Here is a 13416-nt window from a genome sequence, read left to right on the forward strand (position 1 = left end):
CAACGAACCGTGACTGGGTCCCGGTTCAGCAGCGCAACATTGCATGTTGCGCTTCGCCCGGGACACGAGTGGGACCATGCTGAACTTCCTCGCCCGCCGCCTTGTGCAGATCGTGCCGACGCTGTTCTTCGTCTCGGTGCTGATCTTCTCGCTGCAGCAATTGCTGCCGGGTGACCCCGCGCTGGTGATGGCGGGCGAGGAGCGCGATCCCGCCGTGATCGAGCAGATCCGCCGCCAGTACCGGCTCGATCAGCCCGTCCCGGTGCAGTACGCCTACTGGATCAAGGGCGTGCTCTCGGGCGATTTCGGCGAGTCGCTGCGCAACAAGATGCCGGTGCGCGAGCTGATCGCGCAGAAGCTGCCGGTGACGCTGCAGCTCGGCTCGATGGCGATCCTGATCGCGCTGCTGATCGGCATTCCCGCGGGCATCGTCGCGGCCGTGAAGAAGGGTTCCGCCTGGGACTATGGCGCCAATCTCTTTGCGCTGTGGGGCATCTCGACGCCGAACTTCTGGCTCGGGATCATGCTGATCTTCCTGTTCTCGATCGAGCTTGGATGGCTGCCGGCTTCCGGCTACGTGCCGCTCACCGAGAACTGGCGCGCAAGCCTGGCCGTCACCATCATGCCGGCTTTCGTGCTCGGCAATGCGATCGCCGCGATCCTGATGCGGCATACGCGAAGCGCCATGCTTCAGGTGCTGGAAAGCGACTACGTGCGCACCGCGCGCGCCAAAGGGCTGTTGGAGCGCACGGTGATCCTCAAGCATGCCATGCGCAATGCGCTGACCCCCGTCATCACGCTCGGCGCGCTCGAGCTCGGTACGCTTCTCTCCGGCGCGGTCCTGACCGAGCAGATCTTCTCCATTCCCGGCTTCGGCAAGCTGATCGTGGATGCCGTATTCAACCGCGATTATGCCGTGGTTCAGGGCGTCGTCCTGGTCACGGCCACGGTCTACATCACGCTGAATCTGGTGGCCGACATCGCATACATCCTCGTCAATCCGCGGCTCCGGGGCTGATCCATGACCGACGCCGCGCTGCCGAGCCCTCTCACGCGAGCCGACGAGCTGGATAGCCCGGCCCGCCGCGCGCGTCGGCGGCTGTTCAAGCGCAAGGCGGCGGTGTTCGGGCTCGTCGTGCTCACGATATTCATCGTCCTTGCCGTGCTCGCTCCGCTCATCGTGCCCTATGATCCCATCGCGACGAGCTGGAGCCTGGTGCGCAAACCGCCGACCTCGGCCCACTGGTTCGGCACCGACGAGCTCGGCCGCGACATCCTCAGCCGCGTCGTCTACGGCGCGCGCGCCTCGCTGCTCGCAGGCCTGATCTCGGTCGCGATCGCGCTCGGCATCGGTGTGCCGCTCGGTCTCCTTGCCGGCTACCGCGGCGGCTTCACCGACGCGCTGATCAGCCGCATTACAGATGCGATGCTGGCCTGCCCGTTCCTGATCCTGGCGATCGCACTCGCCGCGTTCCTCGGCCCGAGCCTCGGCAATGCCATGATCGCGATCGGCATCTCGGCGACGCCGATCTTCATCCGCCTGACCCGCGGCCAGGTGCTCGTCGTCAAAGCCGAAGACTATGTCGAGGCCGCGCGCGCACTCGGCAATCCGCCGTGGCGGATCGCGCTCTCGCACATCCTGCCGAACATCCTGCCGGCACTTCTGGTGCAGGCGACGCTCTCGATCGCTGCGGCCATCATCGCCGAAGCCGCCCTCTCCTTCCTCGGCCTCGGCCAGCAGCCGCCGGCGCCGTCGTGGGGCAGCATGCTCAACGCGGCACAACGCTTCCTGACCCAGGCGCCCTGGATGGCAATCTGGCCGGGCCTTGCGATCTTCCTCGTCGTGCTGTCGCTGAACCTGCTCGGTGACGGCCTGCGCGACGCGCTCGACCCTAGGCAGCGCTGAGGCGATAACAATAGCCGAAGGACGAGCGTCGAGCCTCAGATCACCACTTCCCGCAGCACGCGGCGGCAATCCATCTCGAATTCCAGATCGACCACCGGCGGGCGGGCGAAATGCCAGGTCAGCCCGGAACGGAGCGCGCCGTGGCGGACCAGCTCGTCCACCAGCGCGTGGTGAAAGTCGTGCACGGAATAGGCCTGCACGCCGGTCGTATCCTTCCAGCCGAAGCCGAAGGCCGCCATCCGGTTTTCCATCTGCGACGTGGTGGTGAAGCGCACCTTCTCGCGCAGCCCCTCCGGGCTGAGGTCGCGGTAGCGCACCGTGCGCTCGACATAGGTGCCGCTGCCCTCGCGCGCCTCGGCGCCGCCGGCGATGACGAAGCTCGGCAAATTTGACCGCGTCGGACGCGTGAAGGAGAACGCATAGAACGACGGCTCCGACGGCGGATCGATCTCCGGACAGACATTGCTGCGCGCCACCGGATTGGTGGTGCCGTCGAAGATGCCCCATTCGGACAGCGTCTTCACATAGTGCAGATTGAACGCGCGAAAGCCTTCCTCGCTGAAGGCCGCGGGCGAGCGCAGCTCGCAGGCGCAGAACGCCGTCAGCGGGCGGCCCGCCTCCTGGATGAACTTTGCCGCCAGCGCAAACCCTTCCGCGAGCGGCACCAGGCGGTCGAACCGGACCCGCTCGATCTCGTAGCCCTCATCCGCGGCAGCACCGGCGGAATATTGGAACACGGACGGAATGAAACGATAATTGCCGGCCGAGAATTCGCGCGTCATGACGGACTCCTATTCCAGTTGCATGCGAGTGCCCTTGGCGCCGTTGAGCAGGCGCTTCAGGTGAAAACCGGCCAGCGGATCGTCGGCGTGCATGCCGACCAGCGCGGCGAACGACGGCATGGCGGCGGCGTCGCCGGCCTCCATCTTGGCAAAGGCCTCGGCATATTGCGCGGTCGCCGGCGCTTCGAACCTCGCCTGCGGTAGCGGTTCGAACGCACGCAGCGGCTCGCTGCGTCCGCGCAGCATCAGGTCGCCTACGGGGCGGCCGTGGAAGTTTGCAGCGGCTTCTGCCACGCTGACACTGACGCAAATGCGCGTCCCCAGATGCTTGTTCGCCGCCTCAAGCCGGGCCGCAATATTGATGGTGTCGCCATAGGCGGTGTAATCGAAGAAGCGGTTGCCGCCGAAATTGCCGACCAGTGCCGGACCGGCATGGGCACCGATGCGGGTGGCTCCGAAGTTCACGCCTCTTGCCTTCCAGCGCGCCGAAAAATCCTCTGCCCAGGCGTCGAGGGCATGGGCACAGGCGACCGCACGCGTTGCATAGTCCGGCTGGTCGCCGGGGGCGTTGAACAGCACCTGGATCGCATCGCCGATGATCTTGGCCACCGTCCCCTCATGGGCGAAGACGATCTCGGTCATGCCGCCGACATATTCGTTGAGGAGCTCGCCCAGCGTCTGCGGAGGCGCGGTCTCGACCAGCGAGGTGAATCCGGTAATGTCGGTGAACAGGGTGGCGACATCGCGCCACTGCACCTCGATGCCGTCGCCATCGACGTTCGCGGCCAGCCGCCTTGCGATCTCCGGCGAGAAGAAGCGCGATAGCGAGGCATGGGCGCGCTCGGCTTCCATCTGGCGCCGCCGCACCTCGCGCAGCATCTCCACGTGGCGGACGGTCTTCTCGATCGTGGCTTCGAGGTCGGCGAAGTCGATCGGCTTGGTCAGGAAGTCGAACGCACCGCGGTTCATGGCGGTGCGGATGTTGCTCATGTCGCCGTACGCCGAGACGATGATGGTCGACTTCTTCTCCTCGGCCTCCTGGAGCTTCGCGAGCAGCGACAGGCCGTCCATCCGCGGCATGTTGATGTCGGAGACCACCATGTCGACATGCGGATTCTGCTCCAGCGCTTCCAGCGCCTCCAGGCCGTCGCGCGCGAAGATAAGCGCGAGCCGTCCATCGCGGATCTGCCTGCGGAATTTCTGCAGGATCAGCGCCTCGAGGTCCGGCTCGTCGTCGACGAAGAGGATGGTCGCAGTCATGCGGCTTGCTCGAGCCTCGTATCGATCTCCTGGCGCAGCAGCGCAAAGTCGATCGGCTTGGTGAGGAGCCCGACGGCGCCGCGTTCGATCGCCTTGCGGCGCGTCTCGGCATCGCCATAGGCCGTGATCATGATGACGGGAACATCGGGATGCGCGGCACGCACCTTCGGCAGCATGTCGAGCCCGCTCATGCCGGGCATGTTGATGTCGGACAGGATCAGGATCAGCGAGGGATCACGAACCTCGGCAGCGCGCTCGAGCGCCTCGGGGGCCGAGAGCGCAAACTCCATCTGAAACCGGCCGGCGCGCAGGTCGCGCCGGAACTGCTGCCGAAACAGTGCCTCGACGTCGGGCTCGTCATCGACGACCAGGATGTAAACGTTCAAGACTTTCCTCCGGAAGTGTCGCCCGCTGCCATCGTCCGCGGCAGCGTGATGATGAACTCGGTGAATACACCTTGTGTGGTATTCACGTCGATCGTGCCGCCGTGTTGTTTCACCACGATGTCGTGGCTCATGGAAAGGCCGAGTCCTGTGCCCTCGCCGGCCGGCTTGGTGGTGAAGAAGGGATTGAACATCTTTTCCTTCACCTCGGCTGGAATCCCGGTGCCGTTGTCGCGAATCCGGATCTGGACCCTGTCTCCGAGATTCTTCGTTGCCGCGCGCAAGGTGGGCTCGAACGCATCGCCCTCGCTCTCCTTGCGCTTGGCCGCGGCATAGAAGCCGTTCGAGATCAGGTTCAGCAAGACGCGCGTAATCTCCTGCGGATAGACGTCGATCATGCCGGCAGCCGGGTCGAAATCGCGCTGGAGCGTGACGTTGAAGGCAGGCCTTTCGGCGCGCGCGCCATGATAGGCGAGATTGAGGCTCTCCTCGACCACCGCATTGATGTCGACGGCGCGATGCTCGCCGGAACCCTGACGCGAATGCAGCAGCATGTTCCTGACGATGGAATCGGCGCGCTTGCCGTGCTGCACCACCTTCTCGAGATTGGCCCTGAGCATGCCGGTCAGCTCGTCGACCTCCTCCTTCGTCTTGCCGTCGAGCGCGGCCGATTGCAGGATCTCGTTGAGCTCGTCGATCAGCTCGGTCGAGACCGCGGAGAAGTTGTTGACGAAGTTGAGCGGGTTCTTGATCTCGTGGGCGATGCCGGCGGTGAGCTGGCCGAGGGAAGCGAGCTTCTCGGTCTGAATCAGGCGGTCCTGCGCGGTGCGCAGATTGTCGAGCGATTGCGATAGCTCGGTCGTACGCTCGCGCAATTGCTTCAGCAGGCGCGTATTCTCGATCGCGATGACGGCTTGCTTGGTAAAGTTCTCCACCAGTGCGACTTGTTTGTCCGTGAAGCCGCGAATCTCTTGTCGAAAAATCGTCATCGCGCCGATCAGATCATCCTCTTTCAGCATGGGTACGGAGAGAAGGGTTCGGGCGCCGGCAACGTCGGCCATTCCGACGACAAAGGGAACACCGGCCTTGTACCCGGGACTTTCCCTCAAGTCATTGATCTGCGCGGGCTGATGCGTCGCGATGATTGCAGCCAGCGTCGTTCCTGGATGTGGGAAGATCGGAGTCCGCTTACGGAAGGCGGAGAAATCGGGCGGAATGTTGTAGTCGGTGACGATGTTGAATTTCTGGCCGTCCCACAGATTCATCGTGCCGAAATTCGCACCGCAGACGCGGGTAGCATTCTCCAACATCTTCTGAAACACCGGCTCTAACTCTCCCGGAGAGGAGCTAATGACTTCGAGCACCTCCGACGTCGCCGTTTGTTGCTCGAGCGACTCCCGCAATTCGGCTGTCCGCTGCTCGACCTTGTTCTCGAGGTCCGCATAGGATTCCTGCAGGCGCGCGCTCATGTCGTTGAACTGGTCGGCGAGACCTTCGAGCTCGTCGCCGGTCTTGATCGAGATGCGCTGGGAGAAATCACCACCGCCCATTCGTTCCGCGCCGCTCCGCAGCGCCTGAATCGGCCCGACCATGCGACGCGCCAGGAAGATCCCGGCCAGCACCGCGAAGATGGATGCCGCGAGCAGCACGATTGCAAGGCGCTGCAGCGAAGCATAGAGCGCGGCATAGGCTTCCTCGACCGGCAGCTCGACGAACATGGTCCAGCGCAGCGGCTCGATCGGGGCCGATGCGGTCAGCACCTTCTGCCCCTGGACGTTGTGGGCCTCGGAAAGCACGTCAGGCATGGCGCCGCCGGCCTGCACGGCGCGTACCTGCGCAAGGCCGGACATGTCGGTGTTGCGCAGCACGAGACTGATGTCGGGATGCGCGATCAAGCGGCCCTCCGGGCCGACCACGTAGGCGTTACCGCGCTCGCCGACCTTGATCTGGGACACGACGTCCCAGATCAGCTTGAGATTGACCTCGGCGATGCTGACGCCGGCATCCTTGCGTGCGCCCGCCAGCCCCAGCGTCATGTAGGGCTCGGACTCCCGGCGAAAATAGACCGGCCCGTAATAGACCTTGCGCGCGACCGCTTCGGTGAACTTCGGATCGCTCGACAGGTCGATCCCGCTGTCGAGCACGTCCATCGCCAGCCGCGAGACCCGCAGCCGCTCCTTGCCGGTCGAATCCACCTGGGCCAGCTCGGTGATCGCAGGGACCTGGCGCAACAGGCGCAGCGCGTCGAACCGGCGCTGCTCGATCGAGCCGCCCGACCAGGGCAGCTGCGTGGTCCAGCCGAGCTGGCTCTCGATCTCCTTGACGAACCGGCCGATCTTGGCAGCGGCCGCCTCGGCCTGCTCGTGCTGGACCCGGATCAGAGAGGCCTTGTGCTCGCGATAATAGAAGTAGACCTCGAACAGGCCATTGGCGAGCAGCGCAATGGCGACGACCGCCACGAAAAGCGCGACGTATTTGGCGAAGAGCCGGGTCCGGATTCCGCGCCCCGCCGTGTCGCCGGAGGCGACCTCGCCTGGGGCCGCGCTCGGCAATGTCCCGGCTCGAGGTGTATCGGGGTGGAGGGACAGGCTCATTCCACGGAACCTAGCAAGAAGACCGGACCTTGTCTCTCGCAAGCGCGGCAAGGAGCTCGCCCGAGACCCAACGAAAAGGGCGGCAGCGGATCACCGCTGCCGCCCTTTCGGGACTAGCCTGCCAACGGCCTCAGGTCGGCCGTAGCGCCTTTGAATCGAGGTCCAGCTCGCCGATCTGCTTGTTCCGCTCCGAATCGGCCGCCGCGCGATGGTCGGTCGCCAGCACCACATAGACTGCCGGCAGCACGAACAGCGTGAACAGCGTGCCGATCGACATGCCGGCGACGACAACGAGACCGATCGAGAAGCGGCTGGCCGCGCCCGCGCCGGTCGCGGTCAGGAGCGGGATCAGGCCGGTCACCATCGCGGCCGTGGTCATCAGGATCGGCCGCAGACGGATGCGGGCCGACATCTCGATGGCCGAGCGGCGGTCGAGCCGCTCGTTAACCTGGAGCTCGTTGGCGAACTCCACCATCAGGATGCCGTGCTTGGTGATCAGGCCGACCAGGGTGAGCAGACCGACCTGGGTGTAGATGTTTATGGTCGCCATGCCGAAGAACAGCGGGATCAGCGCACCGACGATCGCCATCGGCACCGAGATCATGATGACCAGCGGGTCGCGCAAGCTCTCGAACTGGGCCGCCAGCACCAGGAAGATGATGATCAGCGCGAAGCCGAAGGTGATGGCAAGCTGATTGCCTTCCTGCACGTATTGCCGGGAGTCAGCCAGATAGTCGTGGCTGAAGCCTTGCGGCAGCTTCTTGGCCTCGCCTTCGAGGAAGTCGACCGCAGCGCCGACGGTCACGCCGGGCATCGGCACGGCGGAGAACGTCGCCGAATTGAGCTGGTTGTAGTGCGTCAGCGAATTCGGATCGGTCTTGGTCCTGATCGAGACCACGGTCGACAACGGAAGCTGCTGCCCGGTGTTGGTCGTCACATAGTAGCCACCGAGCGATTCCGGGGACAGCCGCTTGCCGCGCGGCACCTGCGGAATCACCTGATAGGAGCGGCCCTCGAGGTTGAACCGGTTGATGTAATTGCCGCCGAGCAGCACCGCGAGCGTCGAGCCGAGGTTCTGCATGTTGACGCCGAGGTCCTGAGCCTTGGTGCGGTCGATCGTCACCTCGACGTTCGGCTGGTTGTAGGCGAGGTCGCTATCGGAGACGATGAACATGCCGCTCTTGCGTGCAGCCTCCTTCAGCTTCTCCATCTGCTCATAGACGGTCTGGAAGCTGGCCGTGGAATTGATCACCATCTGGATCGGCAGACCGCCGGGTCCGCCCGGCAATGGCGGCAGGTTGAACGCGAACGCCTGCACGCCCTCGATCTTGGAGAGCTCGGCCTGCACCAGCGGCTTCAAGGCGATCGACGAGCGTGTGCGCTCGTCCCAGGGCTTCAAGAGCATGCCGGCAATGCCGCCTTGCGGGCCGTTGATGCCGTTCAGCACGAAACGCAGATCGGTCTCGGGGAATTTCTGGAATTCCTTGTCGAGCTTCTCGCCGTAGAAATCGACATAGTCGATGTTGGCGTATTTCGGCGCCTTGGTCACCGCGAACACGATGCCCTGATCTTCCTCGGGCGCCAGCTCCTTCGAAGTGTTCATGTAGAGGAAGCCGACGAGTCCCAGGATCGTCACTGCGAACAGGCCGGTGATGGCCTTGTAGTCGAGCGAGCGGTCGAGCTTGCGGCCATACCACCGCGTCATGGCGCCGAACACCCGGTTCACCAACTTGGCGAAGCGGCCCTCTTCGGTGTTCTTCAGCAGCACCGAGCACATCATGGGCGACAGCGTCAGCGCGATCACGCCTGATACGATGACCGAGCCTGCGAGGGTAAAGGCAAATTCGCGGAACAGCGACCCGGTGAGGCCACCGAGGAACCCGATCGGCGCGTACACGGCGGCGAGCGTGATGGTCATGGAGATGACCGGCCCGACGATTTCGCGCGCGCCTTGTAGCGAGGCCTGGACCGGCGTCTTGCCCTCCTCCAGATGGCGATGGATGTTCTCCACCACGACGATGGCATCATCGACGACGAGGCCGATCGCCAGGACCATCGCGAGCAGGGTCAGCAGGTTGAAGCTGAAGCCCAGCGCCAACATCATCGTGCAGACGCCGATCATCGACAACGGAATGGTGACGACGGGAATGATGACGGAGCGCAGCGAGGCCAGGAACAGGAAAATGACCACGATCACGATGATGACGGCTTCGCCCAATGTATTCCGCACCTCGTCGATCGAAGATTGGATGAACTTGGTCGAGTCGTAGGCGACCTTCATCTTCATCGAGGGCGGGAGGTTGCGTTCGAGCTCGGGGAACAGCGCGCGCACACCCTTGACCAGCGTCAGCGGATTACCCTGTGGCGTCGCCTGCACGCCAATGAAGATCGCGCGCTCGCCGTTAAAGGCGACGCTGGCATCCGTGCTCTGGGCTGCAAGCTCGACGGTGGCGATGTCCTCCATCCGCACGAAGCCGCCGTCCTTGGCCTTGACGATCATCTTCTTGAACTGATCGACGTTGGTCAGGCCCGTGTTGGTCGAGACGTTCGAGACGATCAGATAGCCCTTGGTCTGACCCGCCGCGGACTGGAAGTTGTTGGCCTGGATCGCCGCCGCAACGTCAGCCGGCGATACGTTGCGGCCCGCCATCTTCACCGGATCGAGCCACAGCCGCATGGCAAAGGTCTGGCCGCCCAGAATGTCGGCCGAGGCGACGCCGTCGACGGTCGACAGCACCGGCTGCACCACGCGCGTCAGATAGTCGGAGATGGCCGAGCCCGACAGCTCGTCCGAGGAGAAGCCGAGATACATCACGGCCGTGGTCTGGCCGGTGGTCTTGGTGACGATCGGGTCGTTGGATTCCTTCGGAATCAGGTACTTCACCGAATTCGTCTTCGCCAGCACCTCGGTGAGCGCCTGGTTCGGATCGAAATTCAGCTTGATGTAGACCTGGATCGTCGAGGTGCCGAGCACCGAGGACGAGGTGATGTAGTCGACGCCTTCGGCGGACGCGACCGCCTGCTCGATCGGCGTGGTGATGAAGCCCTGGATCAGGTCTGCGGACGCGCCGGGATAGACGGTCGTGATGTTGATGACCGTATTCGACAGCTTCGGATATTGCCGGATCGGCAGCACCATTGCCGCGCGCAGGCCGATCAGCAGGATCAGCAGGCTGACGACGACGGACAAGACCGGTCGTTTGATGAAAATGTCGGTAAAGGCCATCGCGGGCGATCTCGATTTCTTTTTTCAAGACGCGTGATCCGGCCCGGCCGGATCACGCGAGGATATTGTCAGTAGCGCGGCGGCTGCGCCGGGATCTGCGGGGCCGGATCGGTCGAGATCGATACCGGCGCGCCTGATTGCAGCTTGAGCTGGCCGAGAGCGACGACCTTGTCGCCTACCTTCAGGCCCTTGACGATTTCGACGCGACCCTCGACCCGGTTGCCGGTCTGCACGAAGGTGCGCACCGCCGACAGGCTGGTCTTGCCGTCTTCTTCCTTCTTCTCGGTGATCACGAACACCGAGTCGCCGTACAGCGTGTAATCGACTGCCGTTTCAGGCACCGTGATCACGGCCGGCTTCTCCGGCAGCACCACGGTCGTGGTGACAAACATGCCGGGCTTCAGGATCTTCTCCGGATTGGCAATCGTGGCCTGCACGCGGATGTTGCGAGTATCGGTCGAGATCTGGGGCTCGATCGTGGTGATCTTGCCCTCGAAGGTGCGGCCCGGATAGGCGTCGACCTTCAACCGCACGACCTGGCCGACCTTGAGGCTGCCGGAATCCTTTTCCGTCACCGTGAAGTTGGCCCACAGCTCGGACAGATCGGTCAGCGACACGATCGCCGTGCCGGCGGTCAGATACTGGCCGACCTCGACCTTGCGCATGCCGAGATCGCCGGCGAACGGCGCGCGCACCAGCTTCTGCGAGATCAACGCCTCGGTCTTGGCGATGCCCGCCTGCGCCTGGTCATAGGCAGCCTGCGCGGTATCGACGGTCGCCTGCGGACCGAACTGGCGCGAGGCCAGCTGCTTGGCGCGTTCAAGCGACAGCTGCGCGACGGTCGCTTGCGCCTTGTAATTGGCGAGATCGCCCTGCTCGGGCGCGTCGAACAGTTGCACCAGCGGCGTGCCGGCCTCGACGCGCGTGCCCGGCTCGAACTTGATCGCGGTGACACGGCCGTTGACGTCGGCGCTGACGTCGACCTGATGCACGGCGACGAGGCTGCCGACCGCGGTGAGCAGGTTCGGCACCACCTCGGACTTCGCCTCGGCCGCGCTGACGGCGGTCGGCGGCGGCTTGTTGTTGGCGAAGAATTGCTTGATCATCTGGCCGCGGAAGTAATTGAACCAGACGAGCCCTCCGACGAGCACGGCCAGAAGCGTGCCAACGATGATGAACCAGCGCACTGGCCGGACCGGACGCTTGGGAGCCTTGTTGTCGATCGGTTGCCCCGAAATCTTGTTTTCGGCCACGATGTTCATGTCATGCACTTTCTGCAATCGCCGCCCGGTTCGCATCCGCGGCCTGATTGCGGCCCAGATGCGAAGCAATTGCGGCGTCGTTAAGTCCGATACCCCTCAGGAGAAACTCACAGAGCTGCCGCTCCAGGTCGGTCGCCCTGCCATAAGCAAGACAGGGCGTGGCCGGCAGCCTGGTCAGCGCCGCGGTCATCACCGCATGATGCGCGAACCAGAACAGGTTGAGCGGATCGCCAGAGCAGGGCCGCGCGTCACCGCTCGCAACCGCACGCTCGAGCGAGGCGACGAAGACAGCGCCGATCAGCGTCTCGATCTTGGCATACAGCAATCGGGCGAATTCGCCGTCATCCAAATGGCTCGTGGCCATTAGCCGCAGGCGCTGGGCCTCTTCCTGATCGGGACCGTCGGCGATCTGGAGGAAGTGTTCGACCATGCCGCGGATCACCTCGACCAGCGTAGCCGTCGACGGCTCGCGCTCGAGCAGCTCCATCAGAGCGGGATCCGCCTCGCATTCGTCGCTGAGGATCTCGGCGTAGAGCGCCGCCTTGGACGGGAAATGCTTGAACAGCAGCGCTTCAGAAATGGCAGCGGCGGCCGCCACGCTCTTGGTCGTGGTGCCGTTATAGCCGTGTCGGGCAAAGCAGCGCTTTGCGGCGCCGAGGATCAATTGACGCCTCAGGTCGCTCGTCATACGCAATGAGCTCATGCTGGGTGAGTAAGCACTCACCCACGCAGGAGTCAAGCACTATGTTGCATCGCAACCTGCATGCGACCTAGAATCAATGGAAATTGGTCGAGCCTGCACGGCCCGCGTGCAGGCGTTCGGGGATGGACGGACCGACTAGATCGGCTGGAAGCCGAGGTCAGCACGGATCCGGTTGACGATGTAGGTCCCGTCCCGCGTCGGCAGAATCCGCTCCAGGCCGGCGCTGTCGATCTTCACATTGGCAAAGCGCGGACCCGCGGAGACGTCATGGACGACTTTGGCGAAGGCCTCGACCTCGGCCATGGTCGTGACGGCCCGGCTGTCGTTAATGCCGCAAGCCTTGGCGATGCCGACGAGGTCGGCGGCGGCGGAGGTGTGGCTGGTCTGGCCGCCGGTCTCGCCATAGGCCTCGTTGTCGAGCACTGCGATCGAGAGGTTGGCCGGCTTCTGCAGGCCGATGGTGGCAAGGCTGCCCATGCCCATCAGCATCTCACCGTCGCCGGTAATGACCAATACCGGCAGCTTCGGCTGCGCCAGCGCCAGACCCAGCCCGATCATCGCGGCACCGCCCATGCCGCCCCAGAGGTAGAAGTTCCGGGCGTGGTCGCCGGCGGCGCACATGTCGTTGGTGGACGCACCGAGGCCGCCGATCGCGACGACGTCCTTGCGGTTCGCCAGCAGCGTGGACACCACCTTCCGGCGGTCGAGGAGATTGGCCTTGCTCATTTGGTGAAAACCTTGGCGCCGATCAGGCGCTGCGACAGAAGGACGGCGGTGGGCGTCAGCGCGTTGTAGGCCTGGGCTGCGGCGGCCTCCAGCACGGCCGGCACCTCGGCTGCGTGCGATGCGCGCAGCACCTTGACGCCGGAGAGCTCGAACACGCCTTGCGTGGTCGAGCCCATCGGCACCTGCCATGGATTGAACTCGCCCCACTCGCCACGCATCGTCACCAGCGTGAGGAACGGAAAGCGCAGGATCGGGATCAGCGACAGCATGTTGATGCAATTGCCGACGCCGCTCGACTGCATCAGCAGCACGCCGCGCTGTCCGCCGGCCCAGGCGCCGGCGAGCAGCGCCACGCCCTCCTCCTCCGTCGTCAGCGCGATGCCACGCATGGTGGAGGAGCCCAGCACGCGCTGGATCAGCGTGGAATGACCGGCGTCCGGCACATAAGGCACCTGCCGAACGTCGAAGCGCTGCAAGGTCGCGAAAATATCGTCGGGCCAGTTCGGCGCCGTGTCGGCAGCGTCAGCGCGTGCGTGCATTTTCCTGTCCGGTCGGCTAGCAAGGTGCCAAGACT

11 protein-coding genes are annotated in these 13416 nt (G+C 64.3%); 2 read left to right on the forward strand and 9 right to left on the reverse strand.

The window, feature by feature from the left end; genetic code table 11:
• The first annotated feature begins 76 nt into the window (after positions 1–76).
• Together ABIA45_RS15560 and ABIA45_RS15565 are read left to right on the forward strand one after the other, a co-directional pair.
• Entirely contained in the window at positions 77–1018 is a 942-nt protein-coding gene (locus ABIA45_RS15560) for an ABC transporter permease (protein WP_025034874.1), read from the forward strand.
• A gap of 3 nt (positions 1019–1021) precedes the next feature.
• Complete coding sequence (locus ABIA45_RS15565) at positions 1022–1906, forward strand: ABC transporter permease (RefSeq protein WP_271545385.1); 885 nt, start codon at positions 1022–1024, stop codon at positions 1904–1906.
• Positions 1907–1941: 35 nt separating this feature from the next.
• Here the strand turns inward: ABIA45_RS15565 and ABIA45_RS15570 are convergent, their stop codons facing one another.
• The 9 genes from ABIA45_RS15570 to ABIA45_RS15610 form a co-directional block, all read right to left on the reverse strand.
• On the reverse strand, positions 1942–2688 hold the full coding sequence (locus ABIA45_RS15570) for a hypothetical protein (protein WP_404652688.1): 747 nt from the start codon (positions 2686–2688) through the stop codon (positions 1942–1944).
• A gap of 9 nt (positions 2689–2697) precedes the next feature.
• The gene (locus ABIA45_RS15575) at positions 2698–3948 is read right to left on the reverse strand and encodes an adenylate/guanylate cyclase domain-containing protein (RefSeq protein ID WP_275496658.1); all 1251 of its coding nucleotides are present in this window, start codon (positions 3946–3948) and stop codon (positions 2698–2700) included.
• Positions 3945–4334 carry a response regulator gene (locus ABIA45_RS15580; RefSeq protein ID WP_025034870.1) on the reverse strand — a complete coding sequence of 130 codons (390 nt, stop codon included), beginning with the start codon at positions 4332–4334 and terminating at the stop codon, positions 3945–3947. Before ABIA45_RS15580 ends, ABIA45_RS15575 begins: the two co-directional genes overlap by 4 nt.
• A complete protein-coding gene (locus ABIA45_RS15585; protein WP_404652691.1) occupies positions 4331–6925 on the reverse strand; it encodes an ATP-binding protein in 2595 nt (864 codons plus the stop codon). Before ABIA45_RS15585 ends, ABIA45_RS15580 begins: the two co-directional genes overlap by 4 nt.
• A gap of 130 nt (positions 6926–7055) precedes the next feature.
• Positions 7056–10151: a MexW/MexI family multidrug efflux RND transporter permease subunit gene (locus tag ABIA45_RS15590; RefSeq protein ID WP_036025801.1), complete on the reverse strand. Its 3096-nt coding sequence runs from the start codon at positions 10149–10151 to the stop codon at positions 7056–7058.
• A 68-nt stretch (positions 10152–10219) separates the two neighbouring features.
• Entirely contained in the window at positions 10220–11413 is a 1194-nt protein-coding gene (locus ABIA45_RS15595) for an efflux RND transporter periplasmic adaptor subunit (protein WP_036004727.1), read from the reverse strand.
• A 1-nt stretch (position 11414) separates the two neighbouring features.
• Positions 11415–12116, reverse strand: coding sequence for a TetR/AcrR family transcriptional regulator (locus tag ABIA45_RS15600; protein ID WP_157281098.1), 702 nt, complete (start codon positions 12114–12116; stop codon positions 11415–11417).
• 135 nt (positions 12117–12251) lie between these two features.
• Entirely contained in the window at positions 12252–12842 is a 591-nt protein-coding gene (locus ABIA45_RS15605) for a thiamine pyrophosphate-dependent enzyme (RefSeq protein WP_157281096.1), read from the reverse strand.
• Positions 12839–13381 (reverse strand): phosphonopyruvate decarboxylase, encoded by a 543-nt coding sequence (locus ABIA45_RS15610; RefSeq protein WP_157281094.1) that lies wholly within the window; start codon positions 13379–13381, stop codon positions 12839–12841. The genes ABIA45_RS15605 and ABIA45_RS15610 overlap by 4 nt, the downstream gene beginning before the upstream one ends.
• Between the last annotated feature and the right edge of the window lie 35 nt (positions 13382–13416).

This window comes from Bradyrhizobium sp. USDA 336, assembly GCF_044908355.1.
Taxonomy (GTDB): Bacteria; Pseudomonadota; Alphaproteobacteria; order Rhizobiales; family Xanthobacteraceae; genus Bradyrhizobium; species Bradyrhizobium yuanmingense.